A 21,170-nucleotide genomic window follows, 5' to 3' on the forward strand; every position below is an offset into this window, starting at 1 on the left:
TAGGTGGGCAGCCGCGGCTGTCCACCGGACCTTCCCAGCGGCGGACCGCTTCGCGCGTCCGCCCTATGCCCGAACGGATCGATTTCATGTCTCAAGACCGCCGCTACAGTTTCGAGTTCTTCCCCACCAAGACCGAAGCCGGCCACGAGAAGCTGATGGGCGTCGCCCGCCAGCTGGCCGGCTACCAACCCGATTTTTTCTCCTGCACCTATGGCGCCGGCGGCTCCACCCGTGACCGCACGCTGAACACCGTGCTGCAACTCGACGGCGAGGTGAAGGTGCCGACCGCACCCCATCTGTCCTGCGTCGGCGACAGCAAGCAGGAGCTGCGCGAGCTGCTTAACATTTACAAGGATGCCGGCATCAAGCGCATCGTCGCCCTGCGTGGCGACCTGCCTTCCGGCATGGGCATGGCCAGCGGCGAGCTGCGCTATGCCAACGAGCTGGTGGAATTCATCCGCACGGAAACCGGCGATCACTTCCATATCGAGATCGCCGCCTACCCGGAGATGCACCCGCAGGCACGCAACTTCGAAGACGACCTGGCGAACTTCGTGCGCAAGGCCAAGGCCGGTGCGGACAGCGCCATCACCCAGTACTTCTTCAATGCCGACTGCTACTTCTACTTCGTCGAGCGCGTACGCAAGCTGGGGGTGACCATCCCGATCGTGCCGGGCATCATGCCGATCACCAACTACAGCAAGCTGGCGCGTTTCTCCGATGCCTGCGGCGCGGAAATCCCACGCTGGGTACGCAAGCAGCTCGAAGCCTACGGCGACGATCTGCCGAGCATCCAGGCCTTCGGCGAGCAGGTCATCAGCGAGATGTGCGAGAAACTGCTGGCCGGCGGCGCCCCGGGCCTGCACTTCTACACCCTGAACCAGGCCGAGCCGAGCCTGGCGATCTGGAACAACCTCAAGCTGCCACGTTGAGTTCAGCCAGCTTCGTGGAAATACGGAGCTGGCTAATGAACCCGTGACCTGCGACACTGTCAAAGCAATGCGGCGTTGACAGGCTCTGTTATACTCCGCGCTTCCGCCAGGCTTACGCCCGGATGTCGCCATCAGCAAATAGCGGCAGGACCGGACGGGATCGCACGCCAGTCGCGATTCGAGCCAGGCATGATCATCCCAGGGCCACGCCCTCTACGAGACAGGATCACTCATGTCCTTTGCTTCCCTCGGTCTCTCCGAGGCTTTGGCCGGTGCCGTCGAGGCCGCCGGTTATACCCAGCCTACTCCCGTGCAACAGCGGGCCATTCCCGCCGTGTTGCAAGGCCGCGACCTGATGGTTGCCGCCCAGACCGGAACCGGCAAGACAGGCGGTTTCGCCCTGCCGGTACTCGAACTACTGTTTCCGGGTGGTCACCCGGATCGTGAACACCGCTACGGCCCGAAACAGCCGCGCGTACTGGTGCTGACGCCGACCCGCGAGCTCGCCGCCCAGGTTCACGACAGTTTCAAGATCTACGCCCGCGACCTGCCGCTGAAAAGCGCGGTGATCTTTGGTGGCGTCGGCATGAACCCGCAGATCCAGGCCGTGGCCAAAGGCCTCGACGTGCTGGTCGCCTGCCCCGGCCGCCTGCTCGATCTGGCCAACCAGAAGGCCATCGACCTGTCGCATGTGGAAATTCTCGTCCTCGACGAGGCCGACCGCATGCTCGACATGGGCTTCATCCATGACGTCAAGAAGGTCCTGGCCAAGCTGCCGGCCAAGCGTCAGAACCTGCTGTTCTCGGCGACCTTCTCCAAGGACATCACCGACCTCGCCGGCAAGCTGCTGCACAACCCCGAACGCATCGAGGTCACGCCGCCGAACACCACCGTCGAGCGCATCGAGCAGCGCATGTTCCGCGTGGCTGCCAGCCACAAGCGCGCGCTGCTCGCGCACCTGATCACCCAAGGTGCCTGGGAACAGGTGCTGGTGTTCACCCGCACCAAGCACGGCGCCAACCGCCTGGCCGAGTATCTGGAAAAGCACGGTCTGCCGGCGGCCGCGATTCACGGCAACAAGAGCCAGAATGCGCGCACCAAGGCGCTGGCCGACTTCAAGGCCAACCAGGTGCGCATCCTGGTCGCCACCGATATCGCCGCCCGCGGCCTGGACATCGATCAGCTGCCCCATGTGGTCAACTTCGAGCTGCCCAACGTCGAGGAAGACTACGTCCACCGCATCGGCCGTACTGGCCGTGCCGGACGCAGCGGTGAAGCCATTTCGCTGGTCGCGCCGGACGAGGAAAAGCTGCTCAAGGGCATTGAGCGGATGACCAAGCAGCGCATTCCGGAAGGCGACCTGATGGGCTTCGATGCCAGTGCCATCGAAGTCGAGAAACCTGAAGTTCGCGAACCACGCCAGCCGCGCCCGCAGCGCGGCGAACGCAAGGCGCGTGGCGAGCAGCGCGACAAGCCGGCAGAAAAGAGCGCCGAGCAGAAGGAGCGCAACCGTCGCAACAAGCCGCGCAAGCCCGCACGCGACGGCGTAGCCGGTGAAGCCCAAGGCATCAGTCGGCCGCCACAACTGCCTCCGGATCGTGCGCCGGACGAGTTCCTTGATGACGAAGTGGACAACTTCGGCAACCGGGTCGACTACGTCAGCCCCTATCAGAACAAGCAGAACCGCGGCCGCCGTCCCGGCGCCCCAGCGCAACCAGGTAGCGCCCAACCACGTGCAGCCGGTACCGGTGGTGCACAGGGCAGGGGCAAGCGCCCGGCGCAGGGCAAGGGACAGAGCCAGGGTGGCCAGGCGCGCAATGGCCAGCCGCGGCGCAAGAACGAAGGCCGTCGGATTGACGAGCCGGCCGTGTCGCGCCAAGAGGTGGTCAAGCCGCGCGAGAAACAGCCGGTGATCATCCACAAGGAGTCCAAGGCGGACCGCCTGCCGAGCCTGGATCAGCTCGAGCAACTGCCAAGTCGACCGCGAGGCGAGAAGCCGGCCCTACTGACACGCAACCGCTGAGTCAGAGCCGCAAAGCAAAACGCCGCCCTATGGGCGGCGTTTTCGTATCTATCGACTGCATATCCCGGCCACAAGGCGTGACCGCAGCGACATCGTTCAGCTCTCCGCCGGGTTCGCCTCCCGCCAGCCGCCACCCAACGCCTTGAACAGGTTGACCTCGCTGATCATCTGCGCCAGGCGATCGCTGATCAGTTGCTGCTGCACACCGAACAGCTGGCGCTGCGCATCGAGCAGCGTCAAATAGCTGTCCACGCCGGTCCGGTAGCGCCGCTCGGCCAGACTGTAGTAGTCCTCGCTGGTCTGCAGCAGATCACGCTGAGCCTGAACCTGACGGGTATAGGTGGCCTGCGCCGCAAGGCCGTCGGCAACCTCGCGAAAGGCCGTCTGGATGGCCTTCTCGTATTCGGCAACCTGAATGTTGCGGCTGATCGTGGCGTAGTCCAGGTTGGCACGCAGCTGGCCGGCGTTGAAGATCGGCACGCTGATGCTGGGCGCGAAGGTCCAGTAGCCGGAGCCGCCATCGAACAGTCCGGACAGTTCGCTGCTGGCACTACCGGCCGCACCGGTCAGGCTGATACGCGGGAAGAACGCTGCACGTGCCGCACCGATACTCGCATTCACCGCCTTGAGCTGATGCTCGGCCTGGAGAATGTCCGGACGCTGGTAGAGCAAATCCGACGGCAAACCGATCGGCAGCTCGGCGAGCTGCTCGCGAGCCAGACCAGCGGACACCGGCAACCCTGCCGGAATGCTCTGGCCGAGCAGCAACGTCAGCGCGTTGCGATCCTGCGCGACCTGGCGGGTGTACTGTTCGATGCTTACCCGAGCGCTGTCCACCGCGCTGCGCGCCTGACGCAGCTCCAACGCCGAGGCCACGCCGACGTCAAAGCTGCGCTGAGTCAAGCCGAGGCTTTCCTCGTAGGTCTTGAGCGTATCGCGGGTGACCTGCAGCAGCGCCTGATCGGCCTGCAGCGTCAGCCAGGCGTTGGCGACGCTGGCGATCAGACTGATCTGCGTGCTGCGCTGGGCGGCCTCGCTGGCGAAGAACTCGTCCAGCGCCTGGTCACGCAGGCTGCGCAGACGACCGAACAGATCGAGCTCCCAGGACACACCGAAGGTAGCACTGTACTGGCTGCTGATCGTCGGCTCGCCGCTCATGCTGAGATCGCCCGGCATGCGAGTGCGGCTGCCGTTGCCATCGGCACTGACGGCGGGCAGCAGATCGGCACGCTGGACGCGGTAAAGCGCACGATACGCATCGACATTGAGCGCTGCCACACGCAGGTCGCGATTGTTTTCCAGCGCCACGCCGATCAGCTGTTGCAAGGCGGGATCACGGAAGAACTCGCGCCAACCCAGCTCCTCAGCCCGCTGCTCGCTGCCAGCCGCCCCATAGGCCTCGCCTTGCGGCCAGGCTGCGTCCACCGGTGCCTCCGGGCGCTGGTACTCGGGAATCAGCGAGCAACCACTGAGCGCCGCCAGTAACGCCAGGCTCATCAGAGACTTGGTCACAGTGCATTCTCCTTCTCGCCGGTGGCGGACTTCTTGCGGTCGAACATCTGGCTGATCATCACGTAGAACAGCGGAATCCAGAAGATGGCCAGCACCGCCGCAGTAAGCATGCCGCCGATCACCCCGGTGCCGATCGCATGCTTGCTGCCAGCACCAGCGCCGGATGCCAGTGCCAGCGGCACCACCCCGAGGATGAAAGCCAGCGAGGTCATGATGATCGGCCGCAGACGCATGCGACATGCCTGCAAGGCGGCGTCCACGTAGCTCATGCCCTGCTCGTGCAGCGCCTTGGCGAACTCGACGATGAGGATCGCGTTACGCGCCGACAGGCCGATGGTGGTGATCAGGCCGACCTGGAAGAACACGTCGTTGGACAGACCGCGGCCGAGGGTGAACAGCAGCGCGCCGATCACGCCCAGCGGCACCACCAGCATCACCGAGAACGGGATCGACCAGCTCTCGTAAAGCGCGGCCAGGCAGAGGAACACCACCAGCAGCGAGAGGGCGTACAGCGCAGGACCTTGCGCGCCGGCCAGACGCTCCTCGTAGGATTGTCCCGTCCAAGAATAGCCGATACCGGCTGGCAGCTGCGCCGCGATGCGCTCGACCTCGGCCATCGCGTCACCGGAACTGTAGCCAGGCGCCGGCTCACCGAGCATCTCGATGGCACTGACGCCGTTGAAGCGGGACAGCTTCGGCGAACCGTAAACCCATTCGCCGGTGGCGAAGGCGCTGACCGGCACCATCTGACCCGCCTCGTTACGCACGAACCACTTCTGCAGATCCTCGGGATTCATCCGCGATTCGGCCATGCCCTGCAGATACACCTTCTTCACTCGGCCTCGATCGATGAAGTCGTTGACGTAGTTACCGCCCCAGGCGATCGACAGAGTGCTGTTGATCTCAGCGAGGGATACCCCCAGCACGCGCGCCTTCTCGTCATCGATGAGCAACTGGAACTGCGGCTCGTCGCGCAGGGTGTTGGGCCGCACGCGAGTCAGCACCGGGCTCTGGCTGGCCAGCTGCATGAACTTGTCACGCGCCTGCTGCAGCACCTGTTGACCGACACCGGCACGATCCTGCAGGAACAGGTTGAAGCCGGTGGCAGTACCCAGCTCCATCACCGCCGGCGGTGCGAAGGCAAATACCATTGCATCACGGAAACTGCCGAAGTGCTGCTGGGCACGCTGCGCCAGGGCGAACACACCATCTTCCTTGTCGGTCCGCTCACCCCAGGGCTTAAGGCCAATAAACGCGATACCGGAGCTCTGGCCGCGGCCAGCGAAGCTGAAGCCGGTCACGGTGAACACCGATCTGACGATGTCGCCCTCTTCCTCGAGCAGGTACTCGCGCATCGCGTCGATGCTCTGCTGAGTACGTTCGGCGGTCGAACCGGACGGTGTCATGACCTGGGCGAACAGTACGCCCTGATCTTCTTCAGGCAGGAACGCCGTGGGAATGCGGGTGAACAGCACAGCCATCACCGCGACGATCAGCACATAGAGCAGGAGGAACGGTGCCTTGCGCTTGAGCACGCCCTTCACGCCGCGCTCGTAGCCGTTCACGCTGCGCTCGAAGGTGCGGTTGAACCAGCCGAAGAAGCCGCGCTTCTCGTGATGGTCGCCCTTGGCAATCGGCTTGAGCAGCGTCGCGCACAGCGCCGGGGTGAAAATCAGCGCCATGATCACCGACAGCACCATGGCCGAGACGATGGTGATCGAGAATTGCCGATAGATCACCCCGGTGGAGCCACCGAAGAACGCCATCGGCAGCAGCACCGCCGAGAGCACCACGCCAATACCCACCAGCGCGCCCTGGATCTGCCCCATGGATTTGCGCGTCGCCTCCAGCGGCGACAGGCCCTCCTCGCGCATCACCCGCTCGACGTTCTCCACCACCACGATGGCGTCGTCCACCAGAAGGCCGATCGCCAGGATCATGGCGAACATCGTCAGCGTGTTGATGCTGAAGCCAAACACCGCGAGGATGCCGAAGGTACCCAGCAGTACCACCGGCACCGCCAGGGTCGGCACCAGGGTGGCGCGGAAGTTCTGCAGGAACAGGTACATCACCAGGAAGACCAGCACGAAGGCTTCCAGCAGGGTCTCCATCACACCGGTAATCGAAGCGGAAATGACCGGCGTGGTGTCGTAGGGATAGACCACCTCGACGCCCGGCGGAAAGAACGGCTCGAGTTCGTTGATGGTCTTGCGCACACCCTCGACGGTATCCAGCGCGTTGGCGCCTGTCGCCAGCTTGAGCGCCAGCCCGGCAGCCGGCTTACCGTTGTAGTGTGCGCTGACGCTGTAGTTCTCGCCGCCCAGTTCGACCTTGGCGACATCGCCCAGGCGCACTTGCGAACCATCGCTGTTGACCTTGAGCAGGATCTCGCGGAACTGCTCCGGCGTCTGCAGGCGTGTCTTGCCAATCACGGTGGCGTTGAGTTGTTGCCCCTTGACCGCCGGCAAGCCGCCGAGCTGACCGGACGACACCTGCACGTTCTGCGCCTGGATGGCAGTCTTCACGTCCAACGGGGTCAACGCGAAATTGTTCAACTTGGACGGATCGAGCCAGATGCGCATGGCGTACTGAGCACCGAAGACCTGGAAGTCGCCCACCCCTTTGGTTCGCGAGAGCGGGTCCTGCATGTTGGCCACGATGTAGTTGGCCAGATCACGCTGGTCGAGGCTGCCATCGGTGGACACCAGACCAATGACGATGAGGAAGTTGCGCACCGCTTTGGTCACCCGAATGCCCTGCTGCTGCACTTCCTGCGGCAGCAACGGCGTGGCCAGCTGCAGCTTGTTCTGCACTTGGACCTGCGCGATATCGGGGTTGGTACCTTGCTCGAAGGTCACGGTGATCGCCATGCTGCCGTCGGAGTTGCTTTCCGAGGAGATGTAGCGCAGCCCGTCGATGCCGTTGAGCTGCTGCTCGATCACCTGTACCACGGTGTCCTGCACGGTCTGCGCCGAAGCACCCGGATAGGCCACCGCGATACCCACGGCCGGCGCGGCGATGCTCGGATACTGGTTGACCGGCAGCTTGAGGATGGACAGACCGCCCGCCAGCATGATCACCAGGGCGATCACCCAAGCGAAGATGGGTCGGTCGATAAAGAATCTGGACATGAACTACGACCCCCCCCTCAGCCTTCTTGGCCATTGGGGGCAGCCGCCGCCCCGTTGCCGTTGGCGACATTGCCGGCCGGTACGGCGTTGACTTCGACGCCCGGCTGGATGAACTGCAGTCCTTCGGTGATCACCCGGTCGCCGGGGTTGAGGCCTTCGCTGACCAGCCAGCGGTTGCCGACCGTGCGCTCGGTTTTCAACTGGCGCATTTCAACCTTGTTTTCGGCGTTGACCACCATGGCCACGGGATCGCCTTTGGTGTTACGCGTGACGCCCTGCTGCGGCACCAGCAACGCCTCGCTCTTGACGCCGGCCACCAGCTGAGCGCGGACGAACATGCCTGGCAGGAGGATGCGCTCAGGGTTGGGGAACATCGCGCGCAGGGTAACCGAGCCGGTACCGGTGTCGACCGACACTTCGCTGAACTCCAGCTTGCCCTCGTGCGCGTACTGGCTACCGTCTTCCAGGGTCAGGGTGACCTTGGCGGCATTCTCGCTGGCCTTCTGCAGACGGCCTTCGGCCAGGTCGCGACGTAGCGCCAGCAACTCCCGCGCGGGCTGAGTGACATCGACGTAGATCGGATCAAGTTGCTGGATGGTCGCCAGCTCATCGGCCTGGCCATTGCTGACCAGCGCCCCCTCGGTGACGGCGGAACGCCCGATGCGCCCCGAGATCGGTGCGAGTACCTTGGTGTACCGGACATTGATGCGCGCCTGCTCCAGGTTCGCCTCGGCCTGCAGCGCAGCGGCACGCGCCTCGTCATAGGCCTGGCGGCTGACAGCCTGATCCTTCACCAGATCGGCATAGCGATCCGCCAGTGACTTGCTCGAGGCCAGGCTGGCCTGAGCACTCTTGAGCGTCGCCTCGTAAACCGATGCATCGATCTGGTACAGCTGCTGCCCGGCTTTCACTTCGCTGCCTTCGGTGAACAGGCGCTTCTGGATGATCCCGTTGACCTGCGGTCGCACCTCGGCGATGCGATAGGCACGGGTACGTCCAGGCAGTTCGCTGGTCAGCGCAAAGGGTTCAGCCTCAAGGGTGACGACCCCCACCTGAGGCGTCTGCTGCGCCGGCGGAGCCGACTGCTGCTCGCAGCCCGCGAGCAGGATGGTCGCGGCGAAGAGGGAAAGCAGAGCAGCGCTGGCTGGCTTGATTGGCATGGGAAACCCCTTGAAAGCTGGCTGGCCAAGTGGAAAGGCGATGCGTCGCGGGCGCGGGCAGCGGAATCGGGGAAATATACTTACATCCATCACTGTCTGTAAACCGCCACGACCGAATCGAAATGTTGCGAAAACCCGATGCCAGACAGGGTTATTGCGGCGTGTCGGTAGGGTTTCGTCTGTTGAAGCAATCCTGGGCAAACACGCACAAAGCACAACGCCGGCAATGGGCCGGCGTTGTGCTTCAGCCGTCGGTAACGTTACTGCCGCACACCCTCGACCGAGATGATCAGGTCGACCGTCTGCGAAGCCGGGCCAAGGTCCATTTTGATGTCGAAGTCTTTCAGTTTCAGCGTCGTGCTGCCCTCGAATCCGGCGCGGTAGCCCCCCCACGGATCCTTACCCTCGCCAATGAACTTGGCAGCGATCACCACCGGCTTGGTCACGCCGTTGAGGGTGAGGTTGCCGGTGATGTCGGCCGTGCCTTCTCCAGTCGATTTGACCGAGGTGGACTCGAAGGTGGCAGTCGGATGCTTGCCGACGTTGAGGAAATCGTCGCTGCGCAAGTGCTTGTCACGCTCGGCATGGTTGCTGTCGACGCTGCCAGTCTGCAGCGTCACCTTGACCTTGCTGGCTTCCGGCTTGGCGGCATCGAAACTGAAGCTGCCGTCGAAATCCTTGAAGGTGCCCCACAGCCAGCTGTAGCCCAGGTGACTGATCTTGAAGTTGACGAAGGCATGTTGGCCTTGCTTGTCGATTACATAATCGGCCGCCAGGGCCTGGCCAGCAAACAGTGCCGAACCGAGGGCGAGCGCAGCGAGGGTTTTCTTCAGCATCGGGGTTTCTCCTAGCGAATTGAATTCAAACATCGGCACGGCCGAACATCCGCAGCAGCGTCGGATCGCGGTCGATGAAGTGGTGTTTCAGAGCGGCCAGACCATGCAGCCCGGCAAGAATGACCAGCGCCCAGGCCAGGTACTCATGCACCAGACCGGCGACGTCCTCCTGATTGGGAATCGAAGTCAACAGCGCCGGCACATCGAACCAGCCGAAGACGCTGATCGGACGGCCATCGGCAGTCGAGATCAGATAGCCGGACAGCATGACGGCGAACATCCCCAGATAAAGCACGCCGTGGCCAAGCCGGGTAGCCAGCCGCGTTGCACCACCGTGACTGGCCAGCGGCGCAGGGCCAGTACTGAGGAAGCGCCACAGCAGCCGCACGAACATCAGCACGAACAGCAAAATCCCAACACTCTTGTGAATGTCAGGAGCGGTGCGGTACCAGCTGCTGTAGTAGTTCAAGCCGACCATCCAGAAGCCGAGCCCGAACAGGCCGAATACGGCTATCGCACCCAGCCAGTGGAGCAGGATGCTGGTCAGGCCATAGTTGCTGGAAGTATTGCGCCAGTGCATCGCCGGGTTCCCAAGATTGAACAGTGCAATAAGCCTAGCGGCTTACCTATCGGAAAAGCGCGAATATTTTCGCTTTAAATCATCCATGCATTCGATACAAGCTCAGCAGCCGTGCCATCTCAAGGGGGACGCTTCTGCTAGGCTTCGCCGACATTCGAGGAGGAGCAACGATGAGCCTTAACGACAGCTGGATGCAACGCGACCTGGCGGTACTCTGGCATCCATGCACCCAGATGAAGGACCACGAACAGCTGCCGTTGATTCCTATCAGGCGCGGCGAAGGCGTATGGCTCGAGGATTTCGACGGCAAGCGCTACCTCGATGCGGTGAGTTCCTGGTGGGTCAACGTCTTCGGCCATGCCAATCCGCGCATCAACCAGCGCATCAAGGATCAGCTCGACCAGCTCGAGCACGTGATGCTGGCCGGCTTCAGCCACCAACCGGTGGTGGAGCTCTCCGAACGCTTGGTGCGGATCACCCCCGCCGGCCTTGCGCGGGTGTTCTACACCGATAACGGCTCTACCGGCATCGAAGTCGCGCTGAAGATGAGTTTCCATTACTGGCGCAACAGCGGACGACCGCGCAAGCAACGCTTCGTCACCCTGACCAACAGCTATCACGGCGAAACCGTCGCCGCGATGTCGGTAGGCGACGTCGCCTTGTTCACCGACACCTACAAGCCGCTGCTGCTCGATACCCTCAAGGTGCCCAGCCCCGACTGCTATCTGCGCCCGGCAGGCATGAGCTGGGAAGAGCACTCACGCAACATGTTTGCGCACATGGAGCAGACTCTGGCCGAGCACCATGACGAGGTGGCGGCCGTTATCGTCGAGCCGCTGATCCAGGGCGCCGGCGGCATGCGCATGTATCACCCGGTGTACCTCCGATTGCTGCGCGAAGCCTGCGACCGTTATGACGTCCATCTGATCCACGACGAGATCGCGGTGGGCTTCGGCCGTACCGGCACCATGTTCGCCTGCGAACAGGCTGGTATCTGCCCAGATTTTCTCTGCCTGTCCAAGGCGCTGACTGGCGGCTATCTGCCGATGGCGGCGGTGCTGACCACCGAACGCCTGTACCAGGCGTTCTACGATGACTATTCGACGCTGCGGGCATTTCTGCATTCGCACACCTATACCGGCAACCCGCTGGCCTGCGCCGCTGCCCTGGCGACACTGGACATCTTCGAACAGGACCAGGTGATCGAAGCGAACAAGGCCCTCGCCGCACGTATGGCACACGCCACTGCCCATCTGGCGGACCACCCGCACGTCGCCGAGGTGCGCCAGACCGGCATGGCACTGGCGATCGAAATGGTACAGGATAAGGCTTGCAAAACCGCCTACCCGTGGCAGGAACGCCGCGGGCTCAAGGTCTATCAGCATGCGTTGAAGCGTGGAGCACTGTTGCGACCGCTCGGCAGCGTGGTGTACTTCCTGCCTCCCTACTGCATCACTGAAGAGCAGATCGATTTTCTCGCCGAAGTGGCCGCAGAAGGCATCGATATCGCGACGCGCGACAATATGAGCGTCGCACTGCCTGCCGGCGCACCGAGCGAGTTTCGCGACCCCGGCTAATGCCCCGGTCGTTCGCCGCCATTGGCGGCAGGCTTCAGCCATACAGCTGAAAGCTATAAGCTTGCCGCCTGACTTGCCACTGATCGCCCCTACTTATTTATGCGCCTGTCCCGGTTCTTCATCGACGCCCCACTCACCCTCGGCTCGCACGAGTTGCCGGAATCCGCGGCGCATTACATCGGCCGAGTGCTGCGATTGGGGCCAGGCAGCGCGGTCCAGCTGTTCGACGGTAGCGGAAAGGAGTACCTCGGCGAACTCAGCGAGGTGAGCAAGAAGAGCGTACGCGTCGACCTGCAGGAGTGCCTGCCAGGTATGGCCGAATCGCCGCTCCAGGTGCATCTTGGTCAAGGTCTGTCGCGCGGCGAGCGCATGGACTGGGCAATCCAGAAAGCCACCGAGCTCGGCGTAGCACAGATCACCCCGCTCATCAGCGAACGCTGCGAGGTTCGACTGAAGGACGAGCGTGCCGACAAGCGCCTGGCCCACTGGCGGCAGATCGCGATCAGCGCCTGCGAGCAATGTGGTCGCTCGACTCTGCCGATCATCCATCCGCCCCAGGCACTTGGCGAATGGCTCGGCGTGGAGGCCGACCTGAAACTGGTTTTGCACCCGGTCGCCACAGCGCTGGCCAGTCATCCGCAACCACGCTCGCTGGCTTTTCTCATCGGTCCGGAGGGTGGCCTCAGCGATCAGGAAATCGAGCAGGCACGACGCGAGGACTTCCATGCGGCACGACTCGGCCCCCGGGTGCTGCGCACCGAAACGGCGCCAGTCGTCGCACTCAGCGTGGCGCAGCAACTGTGGGGTGACTTCTAAGCGTCCCGCAATGCGTATGCCACCGGGATCAGATCAACCCGGCATCGGCCAGGCGCTGCTCAAGACCGACCAGATCAGGGATGCGCGCTTGCACGTCACCCAGCTCCACCGCGTCCAGCTCTAGAGGAGCGAGCGCTGCCTCGGCGCGCACGAGCCCCTCGTCAACCTTGATCGAGTGAGGAATGCCCTGCACCAACAGGGCGATGAACTTGACGTCCTGACGACCGCCGAGCGCATTGAGTACGGCGATCCGCGCACCCGACCCGATATGCGCCGCACCATTCGACGCAGCCTCGAATGACAACAAAGGCAGGCTGAGATCCCGCCACTGGACCTGTCCAAGGAACCATGCGGGAGCGCCCTGCGTCACCTGCGGGGCGCGATAGGGAATCATCTCGGCCACCGCAACGTTCGGCAGCAACAACGTGCGATCGGCGAGTGGCACCAGCAGTCCGGTGAGGCTGGCACGGGCATCCTGGGTAGCAACCGATTGGCTCATGAGAAATCTCTTTCGAAGGACGTCGCGGTCAGGTTGGCCTGCTCCGCAAGATAATTGACCAAGGCTTGCGCGAGCTCACGCGGGTCGCCACTGAAGGAGCTGTAGCCACCCTCGCGCAGATTGTCCGGCATGCTCGAGCACGCGCAGGAGTCCGCCCGCTGGGTCCAGATCTTTCCGCCCTGACGCAACATATAGGCAGCCGCGGCACTGCCATCGCTGCCCATGCCGCTGAAAACGATCGCCCCACAACGATCGCCGTAGTGCTGTGCCAGATTGAGCATCATCTGGTCGATCGACGGGCTGTATGGTTCCGGCCAACCACGGCCACTGCAGTACATCTGGCGATCCGCGTCGAAGCCAAGCTCGTGCATGATCGGGGCAATCACCACCTCGCCGCAGCGGATGGTATCGCCGACGCGGCTCTGGGTTACCGTCCAGCCGCTATGGCGGCCAACCGCCTGGGAGAGCGCCGCCTCAAAGCTTGCTTCGATGTGCTGGGCATAGATGAAACCCAGCGGCAACCCCTCGGGCAGCGCATCCAGGAACGCCTTCACCGCTTCAGGGCCGCCAAGAGAGGCTGCCAGCAACCATACGCGAGGTGCCACTTCGCCAGCGGTCGGCGGGTGCTCGGCGAGCGCCTTGGGCAGGGCCAACTGCCCACCGCGCACCAGCTCAGCCCCCAGCACGTCCAGGCGCGGCCCCACCACCACAGCAGGATCACCAACCAACCGCTTGAGCTTGCCGAACAAACGGCGCTCCCAGCGAGGATAGTTTTCCGAATGGCGCTCCGGCGCATGCCCCTCGCCAAACAGCACCAACGTGCTGTCACGCTCGAGCAGCGCATCGACCAGCGGCGAATCCTCCGTCTGCGCCAGATCCACCAGCCAGAGATCCGCCTCGGTGCCTTCCAGATCAGCCAACTCCATTCGCGCCGGATCGTTGTTCAGCACGACTTGGTAGCCGTTCGCGCCAAGTGCCTGCTGCAGCACGTGGCGCTGCAGCGAAGTGTCGGCCAGAACCGCAATGCGGGCAGATGATGCCTCAGTCATTTACGTGAACCAGTCGCTGAATGCTCTCGAGCAATACCGACTCCTGATACGGCTTGCCCAGGTACTCGTTCACACCGATGGCGAGGGCCCGATCCCGGTGTTTCTCACCAGTACGCGAGGTGATCATGATGATCGGCAGATCTTTCAGCCGCTCGTCATGGCGCACCAGCGCCGCCACCTCGAAACCGTCCATGCGTGGCATCTCGATATCCAGCAGCATGATGTCCGGTTTGCGCTCCTGCAGCTGGGTAATGGCATCGACACCATCCTTGGCAGTGAGCACGTTCATTCCGTTGCGCTCCAGCAAACGGCTGGTGACCTTGCGTACAGTGACCGAATCGTCGACCACCATCACCAACGTCGGACGCTCGTTCTCGACTTCTGGCACTTCTGGCGATTGCAAGAGCTGCTGAGGCCGCTGCTGGGTTAGTTGCAAGTGCGCGTGCAGGATACGAATAGTGGCAAGCAGATCGAGAATGACCACCACGCGCCCATCGCCGAGGATGGTCGCACCGGATATCCCGTGTACCCCGGCAAATTGCGGCCCCAGGCTCTTCACCACGATTTCTCGCGAGCCCGCGAGGCTGTCCACCTGCACCGCGACACTGTGCTCTTTGGAGCGCACGAGAATGACCGGCAACGGCAGACTCTGCCCAACCAGCTTAGGCCGCTGCCCATTGTTCAGCAGCTCACCGAGATAGCGCAGTTCATAGGCCTGTCCGGCATATTCGAAACGGGGCGCATCTGGCTGGTAGTACGCTTCCAGCTCGTAAGGCGACACGCGCACGATACCTTCGATGGTATTCAGCGGAATCGCATAGAGGTCTTCACCCGAATACACCATCAATGCACGGTTGACCGAAACGGTGAACGGCAGGCGAATCAGGAAGCGCGTGCCCTCGCCCAAGGTGGATTCGATACTCATCGTACCGCCGAGCTGCTTCACTTCCGAGTGCACCACGTCCATGCCGACGCCACGACCGGAAATTTGCGTTACCCGCTCGGCGGTGGAGAAACCCGCCTCGAGGATGAACTGCAGGACCTCGTGCTCGCTGAGATCAGCGTCAGACGCCATCAGGCCACGCTCGATGGCCTTGCGACGCACGGCCGCCCGGTTGATGCCGCCGCCATCGTCGCTCAACGTGAGCACAATGTCGCCACCCTCGCGTGCCAAGTCGAGGCGAATGGTGCCTTGTTCCGGTTTGCCGGCGGCGCGACGCGCTTCCTGCGACTCGATGCCATGGTCCACGGCATTACGCAGCATGTGTTCCAGCGGTGCAACGATCCGCTCGAGGACGCTGCGATCCATCTCGCCTGTGGCGTTCCCGACGAGGAATTCCACCTGTTTGCCCAGCTCGGATGCAACCTGCCGGACGATACGACGCAAGCGAGGCACCAGTCGCTCGAAAGGCACCATGCGGGTACGCATGAGTCCTTCCTGCAGCTCGGTATTGACCCGCGCCTGCTGCAGCAGCAGCGTTTCGGCGTCGCGGTTGCGCGCCGCCAGGGTTTCCTTCAGGTCCAACAAGTCGGACGCCGACTCGAAGAGCGCACGCGATAGCTGCTGCAGCTGCGAGTGGCGGTCCATCTCCAGCGGATCGAAGTCGTCATATCCGGCACGCTCGGCCTCGGCCTGGTAGCGACTAAGGATCTGCGCCTGAGTTTCGGTATCCAGACGCCGCAACTGATCACGCACCCGCTCGATGGTAGCCTCCATCTCGTTCAGCGTGAAGCTGACGTCGCTGACTTGCTGCTCGACCCGGCCACGGAAGATCGAGGTCTCGCCTGCCAGGTTGACTAGGCCCTCGAGCAACTCTGCCGGCACTTTCACCAGCTCCTGCGGTGCACGACGTGCGGCTGCATCCTGCGCAGCCTGCTGGGCACGCTGAATGAAGGGCAGTACTTTCGCCGGAGCGACGTTGGCTGCCGGCTGCACACTGGCCGCGACAATAGGTTGCGCCAGAGGCTGCGGCAGCGCGGCCTCCACTACCTCATTAACCGCTGCCGGTGCTGGTGCACCGTCCGTTGCGTCCGTCATGAGGTACGCGCGCAGTTGCTCGACCTCCTTGAGCAACCCGTCATAACCCTGCTGGACATCGAGAAACAGGCTGTCCGGCCAGGGCGCACCCTGTTGCCGGGCTTCGCCCAGATGCTGCTCGAGATCATGCGCCATGTTGCCCAGACGACCTTGTCCGGCGAGCCGCGCGCCGCCTTTGAGCGTATGTAGAACCCGCAGCATGTCCGCTAGCGGCGTAGGGTCGTCACGCTGGGCATCCCAGCGGCCGAGCGCGGCTTCCATTTCCTCAAGCAGGTCGTCGGCTTCCTCGACGAAGATGTCGAGAATCTCTGCCTCTCCGGACTGCGGTTGGGGTGCTTGCGCTGCCTTGAGCGTAATGCTGCTGGGCGAGCTTAGCTGTTGCTCCGGATTGTCGCGAAAGCGGCGGATCGCTTCGATCAACTCCGTTCCATCAGGCCGCGGACGCCGGTTGCGCAGGGCATCCAGCATATCGGCCAAACGATCGTGACAGGCCTGCAAAAGGCTGAACAATTGCTCGGTTGCCCGGTACTTGCCGGCGCAGAGACCTTCGTACAGATACTCCAGCTCATGAGCAAGATCGCCAATTTCGCGGCAGTCGGCCATTCGCGCACCGCCCTTCAGCGTGTGCAAATCCCGCTGCAGCGCCTCGATCTCGAAGCTGTTGTCGACATCACTCATCCAGCGCTGTAAGCCAGCCGCAACGCTTTCCATGATGTCGAATCCTTCTTCGAGAAAGATGTCGACCAGCTCGGGATCAGCTTCATCCCGCGCTTCACGTTCCAGGTTCACCGCTTGCATTTCCGTCTGCGCGCGTTCAATCGGCTCGTCGAGTTCCACTGGGTCTTCAACTTCTAAGACCTCCGGAAGCGGCGGCAGCTCGTCGGAGCTGATCTGCTCATCGGATTGAGCTTCGCTGTCAGTCGCAGAACCAACGAAGTCTTCAAGCGCCGTACTAGCCTCGTCGGACATTTCGAGCGATTCAACCATCGCCGTCGGCCCCAACGACGGTATCGGCGTCATGGCCAGCTGCGCCTCTCCGCGAGGCAAGCCACCTTGCCGAAAGGCTCGAATCGTTTCGAGCAGATCGCTGGCCGCGGTCATCGGCACGCGCGCTTGCAGCTGTTCGAGCTGCAGCGCCAATTGATCGTGGCTGCGTTGCAGCAAGGCAGCGAGGTCCGCGGAGTGCATGTAGCGGCCGTCGGACAAACCTTCGTATAACGACTCCAGTTCGTGCGCGAGATCACCGACCGGTCGAACACCAGCCATTCGCGCTCCGCCCTTGAGCGTATGCAAATCGCGTAGGAGGGCCGAGAGTGCGAGCTGGTTAGACGGATCACCCAGCCAGCGTTCGAGGGCATCGCCAGCACTGTCCAGCAGGTCGACAGCCTCGTCGAGGAAGATCTCTACCATCTCCTGATCGAGACCGTCCTCATCGAGCGGATGTTCGAACATCTCGGATTCAGTCGACGAGATCGATGCCACGGTGGCAGCAGCTGGCGGCGCGGCAGAACTCGCTGAATCATCAATCTCAGCATCAAAAAAGTCGGGCGCCTCAGCTGCTTCTGCCGCAAGCCCCTCAAGCTGCGTCACCAGCTGCGGCTGGGCAGTCACCTGCAACGCTGCAGCGACCTGATCCATCATACCTACGAGGGCTTCGTGACCCTGCTCCACAGCATCGAAGAAGCGCTCGCTAACCGGCAGGCGCCCCTCCTGCACCACGGCATACAGCTCCAGCAGCGCCTGGCACAAGGCATCAATCTGCGGTAGATCGGCCATCTGAGCGCCGTGACCCAGGCTCGTCAGTTCCTGCAGCAACGCGGAAAGCTCTTGCCGCTCGGCCGGGTGTTCCCGCCAGCTGTGCAACAGATCCTCTGCATCAAGCAGGATATTCATGCCTTCGGCGAGAAACGCCGCGATCAAACTCGGATCACGCGCCTCTCCTTTGGCGTTCTCGCTGCGAGCGTCGGCTTCCGCGAGTCTGGCCTGATGCAAGGCATGAACCCGAGCAAGAAACTCCTCCGCCCCAACAATCGGGGCGAGTGGCCGCTCTTGAAGATTCTCTAGTCCCTGACGCAGAAGCTGTTCGGCATCGTGCAACAACTCCGCCTCGGCGAGATCCATCTGGACCAGGTTGGTCTTGAACTCCTTGACCATCTTCTCCAATGGAGTGGCAAGCGCCGCTATCGGCAAGATTCCAGCCATGTGCGCACTGCCCTTGAGCGTATGCAGGGCCCGTTGCAACGCATCGGTCACCGGCTGCGGCAGGCGCTGAGCACAGTCGGCGAGAAAATCGACCAAGGTAGTGAGATGCGCCTCAGCCTCGTTACGGAAAATCTCCAGCAACTGAGGGTCCAGCCCATCATCCGCTAGCCCGTCGAGGCTTGCTTCTTTCTCGCCAGCGGCCTCGCCTTCCGAGGTCACGGGCGGGGTGATCAGAGGCGCCTCACCCTTGGCTAAAGCATGTGCCCTGGCCGCGAGCTGATCAACATCGTTGCGTTGACGCTGGGCTTTGGCAGCAAACTCATCAACCAAAGCGGGCAACAAGTCAACGACATCGGCTACGACCTGCTTAACCGCGTCGCCGGGTTCGATGCTACGGTCAAGGACTCGATTGAGCAGATTCTCGATGGACCATGCCAGCTCCCCGATGATCAGCGCGCGCACCATACGGCCACTGCCCTTCAAGGTGTGAAAGGCACGCCGCACCTCACCCAGCACGTCCTTGTCTGCTGGATTGGACAGCCATGTAGGCAAATGCTCGCGGATCGTATCAAGTACCTCGGCGGCCTCCTCGATGAAGACCTCGAGCAGTTCGTCGTCGACCGGCTCCTCATCCACTGGAGGCGGTAGCAGACTCGGCGGCACATCCTGCGCCGGCGGGTTGATCGCGATGACCGGAGCAGCCATGACCTGATCCAGCCCCAGCGCGGCAACAGGCTCGTCGACCTGCTCGTTCAACGGCGGTAGCGTGACTTCCGGCAGCTCGAGGGCGGCGATATCGGCCTCGCTCAACTGATCGCCTTGGTCGGCCTCTTCAATCATTTCAACAGCTGCCGTCGGCAGTTCCAGCTGTTCGTCAGCGGACACCTCGCTGCTGTTCTCGCCATTCTCGAGTTCGGCAGAGGTGTGATCGGCCTGTGGCGCAGCTTCAGCGACCGGAGCGCTTAGCTCGGATTCATCGAGACCCAAACAGGTTTCAAGATTTTCGTCACGACTGAACGCTTCCCGGGTAGGCTCCGGCTCGGGAAACAGGAACTCGATCTCGTCCAACGGATCGTCGCAATGCTCGTATGGTGGTTCAATCTCGCCGCTGGGTGATGCCTCGGCGAAAAGTGGGTAGCCCAGATTCCGCAAGCTCTCTTGCGCAACATCGAGAATCAAGTCTCCCTGGCTACCGCAATCTTCGCTCAGGCGCTCCAAGTAATACTCAACGCTGGTAATAGCATCGGCCAAAGTATCCAGGCTCTGCCAATCCGGCACGGCACGGCGTGCCAGCAGCTGTTCCTGAATGTAGCGGTTGCACGCATCGAGCAAGCCGGCTGCGCGCTCCAGCGGAATCATCACAAGCCCCCCGCGCGCCTGAGTCAACAGCTCGGGAACCTTGGCCAGATGCTCGTGATTCCATTGCGATGCAATGAATTCGATGATCGCATCCTTGGCCTGCTCAAGCGCGGTGCGCGCCTCCTTGATCACCAGCTGATGAATCTGCGCCACATCGGTAGTCGGAAGATGCCGGGCCTCGTCCTGCCCCTCGGTCGAGGAACCGACCATTCCGGCCAGAGTCGCCTCCACATAGAGCAGCGCGCCGGCGATATCCATCAACACCGCGTCATCAGGCTGACGCAGACCCGAGGACAGGCTCTGGATGAGTCCGATCTGATCGAGAATAATCTTGCGTGGCTGGGCAAAACCCAGCACGGCGAGGGTGTCGGCGATCTGTTTCAGAGGTGCCTGCAGACCCGCCAGCTCGTCGATGACCTTGCGGTCGCTCCGCACGAACAGGTCCAGACTATCCTTGACCCGTACCAGCTCTTCACACAGTGCCGCGACCACCGAACGCATCGCCCCACGATCGGGGCCGGCGAGCTGCGCGCGCTCCTGATCCACTATCGCCGTGTCAGGAAGCGCCTCGTCGAGCCGGTAGTGCTCTTTCAACGCTCGCAGGCGAGGCGTGTGGCTAGGTGCCTTGGCCACATAGAACAGCAAGTTCTTGATCAGCTCATCGGGTGCCGGCTGATTCAGACCGTCGGCCCCTTGCTCGCCTAGGCGCTTCAGCTCTTTGTCCACCTGCCGCAGCAGGGTCCGCACCGAGGCACCGTTGCTCACCGCACCGCTGGCCAAGCCCTCGGTCATCCCGGACGCAATCTGCCAAAGCGCGCCGACTGGCGCCCCTTGGCACAGAGTCTCCAAGCGTGCGAACACTCGCGCCATGTACCCCAGATTGGTCGGCAAGTCCTGATTGCGAATCACCCCAACCAGCGCCACCTGCAGCATCTGCCTTAACTTGCGCAACAGTGCTGGTAGTTCCTCTGTGCGCAGACGATCCACGAATTCGTGGGACAGGGCGGGGGTGCGTTCGGACAAATCAGGCGCGAACAGGCTGGTTTCCGACAGCAGCTTCTCGCCTCGTGCGGCCCGCAGATCGTTGAGCAGCGGCAGTACCACCATCGGCAGATCCCGGCGCGCGCTCTGAATGCGGTCAAGGTATACCGGCATCTGCAGGATCGCCTGCATCAGTACTTCGAGCGCCTCAGTCTGATTGGCGACACGACCTTCCAGCAGTGCACGCGCGAGCTGCTCCATCTCCTCGGCCAACAGCGCAGCGCCGAAGAACTCGACCATCTGTAGAGTGCCATGCACCTGATGCACATAGGTCAGGCAGAAGCGCATCCGCGTCGAATCCTGCGGAGCCTCGACATAAGCTTCCAAGGCTTGGCGCGCCTGTTTGAGGGTCTCGGCGATCTCGCCTTTCACCCATTCCAGGGCGACATAATCGTGCCGATCACCCATAGCGACT

General features: G+C 62.7%; 12 protein-coding genes. 4 read left to right on the top strand and 8 right to left on the bottom strand.

Going from position 1 to position 21,170, the window contains the following annotated elements; all coding sequences use genetic code 11:
* Window positions 1-86: 86 nt before the first annotated feature.
* Complete coding sequence (gene metF, locus N8H22_RS02360) at window positions 87-932, top strand: methylenetetrahydrofolate reductase [NAD(P)H] (RefSeq protein WP_264589021.1); 846 nt, start codon at window positions 87-89, stop codon at window positions 930-932.
* 232 nt (window positions 933-1,164) lie between these two features.
* Window positions 1,165-2,955: a DEAD/DEAH box helicase gene (locus N8H22_RS02365; protein WP_264589022.1), complete on the top strand. Its 1,791-nt coding sequence runs from the start codon at window positions 1,165-1,167 to the stop codon at window positions 2,953-2,955.
* 96 nt (window positions 2,956-3,051) lie between these two features.
* Here the strand turns inward: N8H22_RS02365 and adeC are convergent, their stop codons facing one another.
* From adeC to N8H22_RS02390, 5 genes are all read right to left on the bottom strand, one after another.
* Window positions 3,052-4,467, bottom strand: coding sequence for an AdeC/AdeK/OprM family multidrug efflux complex outer membrane factor (gene adeC / locus N8H22_RS02370; RefSeq protein WP_264589023.1), 1,416 nt, complete (start codon window positions 4,465-4,467; stop codon window positions 3,052-3,054).
* Window positions 4,464-7,598 carry an efflux RND transporter permease subunit gene (locus tag N8H22_RS02375; protein ID WP_264589024.1) on the bottom strand — a complete coding sequence of 1,045 codons (3,135 nt, stop codon included), beginning with the start codon at window positions 7,596-7,598 and terminating at the stop codon, window positions 4,464-4,466. Before N8H22_RS02375 ends, adeC begins: the two co-directional genes overlap by 4 nt.
* A gap of 17 nt (window positions 7,599-7,615) precedes the next feature.
* Entirely contained in the window at window positions 7,616-8,758 is a 1,143-nt protein-coding gene (locus N8H22_RS02380) for an efflux RND transporter periplasmic adaptor subunit (protein ID WP_264589025.1), read from the bottom strand.
* 260 nt (window positions 8,759-9,018) lie between these two features.
* Complete coding sequence (locus N8H22_RS02385) at window positions 9,019-9,594, bottom strand: YceI family protein (RefSeq protein ID WP_264589026.1); 576 nt, start codon at window positions 9,592-9,594, stop codon at window positions 9,019-9,021.
* Between the two features lie 25 nt (window positions 9,595-9,619).
* Window positions 9,620-10,174, bottom strand: coding sequence for a cytochrome b (locus tag N8H22_RS02390; RefSeq protein WP_264589027.1), 555 nt, complete (start codon window positions 10,172-10,174; stop codon window positions 9,620-9,622).
* A 170-nt stretch (window positions 10,175-10,344) separates the two neighbouring features.
* Between N8H22_RS02390 and N8H22_RS02395 the strand changes: the two genes are divergently transcribed.
* Window positions 10,345-11,751: an adenosylmethionine--8-amino-7-oxononanoate transaminase gene (locus tag N8H22_RS02395; RefSeq protein ID WP_264589028.1), complete on the top strand. Its 1,407-nt coding sequence runs from the start codon at window positions 10,345-10,347 to the stop codon at window positions 11,749-11,751.
* A 99-nt stretch (window positions 11,752-11,850) separates the two neighbouring features.
* A complete protein-coding gene (locus N8H22_RS02400) occupies window positions 11,851-12,567 on the top strand; it encodes a 16S rRNA (uracil(1498)-N(3))-methyltransferase (RefSeq protein ID WP_264589029.1) in 717 nt (238 codons plus the stop codon).
* 28 nt (window positions 12,568-12,595) lie between these two features.
* Here N8H22_RS02400 and N8H22_RS02405 read toward each other — a convergent pair whose 3' ends face one another.
* From N8H22_RS02405 to N8H22_RS02415, 3 genes are read right to left on the bottom strand one after another with little or no spacing between them, the layout of a single operon-like run.
* Window positions 12,596-13,066, bottom strand: a complete 471-nt coding sequence (locus tag N8H22_RS02405; protein ID WP_264589030.1) for a chemotaxis protein CheW — start codon at window positions 13,064-13,066, stop codon at window positions 12,596-12,598.
* On the bottom strand, window positions 13,063-14,115 hold the full coding sequence (locus tag N8H22_RS02410) for a chemotaxis protein CheB (RefSeq protein WP_264589031.1): 1,053 nt from the start codon (window positions 14,113-14,115) through the stop codon (window positions 13,063-13,065). Before N8H22_RS02410 ends, N8H22_RS02405 begins: the two co-directional genes overlap by 4 nt.
* Complete coding sequence (locus N8H22_RS02415; RefSeq protein ID WP_264589329.1) at window positions 14,108-21,163, bottom strand: Hpt domain-containing protein; 7,056 nt, start codon at window positions 21,161-21,163, stop codon at window positions 14,108-14,110. The genes N8H22_RS02410 and N8H22_RS02415 overlap by 8 nt, the downstream gene beginning before the upstream one ends.
* Window positions 21,164-21,170 lie beyond the last annotated feature (7 nt).

It is taken from the genome of Stutzerimonas sp. S1 (assembly GCF_025966695.1).
Classification (GTDB): Bacteria; Pseudomonadota; Gammaproteobacteria; order Pseudomonadales; family Pseudomonadaceae; genus Stutzerimonas.

Excerpts from the sequence above, each read along its gene's own strand:
- N8H22_RS02390 (WP_264589027.1), bottom strand. The coding sequence starts at position 10,174 with ATGCACTGGCGCAATACTTCCAGCAACTATGGCCTGACCAGCATCCTG.
- N8H22_RS02395 (WP_264589028.1), top strand. The coding sequence starts at position 10,345 with ATGAGCCTTAACGACAGCTGGATGCAACGCGACCTGGCGGTACTCTGG.
- N8H22_RS02385 (WP_264589026.1), bottom strand. The coding sequence starts at position 9,594 with ATGCTGAAGAAAACCCTCGCTGCGCTCGCCCTCGGTTCGGCACTGTTT.
- N8H22_RS02380 (WP_264589025.1), bottom strand. The coding sequence starts at position 8,758 with ATGCCAATCAAGCCAGCCAGCGCTGCTCTGCTTTCCCTCTTCGCCGCG.
- N8H22_RS02375 (WP_264589024.1), bottom strand. The coding sequence starts at position 7,598 with ATGTCCAGATTCTTTATCGACCGACCCATCTTCGCTTGGGTGATCGCC.
- metF (WP_264589021.1), top strand. The coding sequence starts at position 87 with ATGTCTCAAGACCGCCGCTACAGTTTCGAGTTCTTCCCCACCAAGACC.
- N8H22_RS02410 (WP_264589031.1), bottom strand. The coding sequence starts at position 14,115 with ATGACTGAGGCATCATCTGCCCGCATTGCGGTTCTGGCCGACACTTCG.
- N8H22_RS02400 (WP_264589029.1), top strand. The coding sequence starts at position 11,851 with ATGCGCCTGTCCCGGTTCTTCATCGACGCCCCACTCACCCTCGGCTCG.
- N8H22_RS02405 (WP_264589030.1), bottom strand. The coding sequence starts at position 13,066 with ATGAGCCAATCGGTTGCTACCCAGGATGCCCGTGCCAGCCTCACCGGA.
- N8H22_RS02365 (WP_264589022.1), top strand. The coding sequence starts at position 1,165 with ATGTCCTTTGCTTCCCTCGGTCTCTCCGAGGCTTTGGCCGGTGCCGTC.
- N8H22_RS02415 (WP_264589329.1), bottom strand. The coding sequence starts at position 21,163 with ATGGGTGATCGGCACGATTATGTCGCCCTGGAATGGGTGAAAGGCGAG.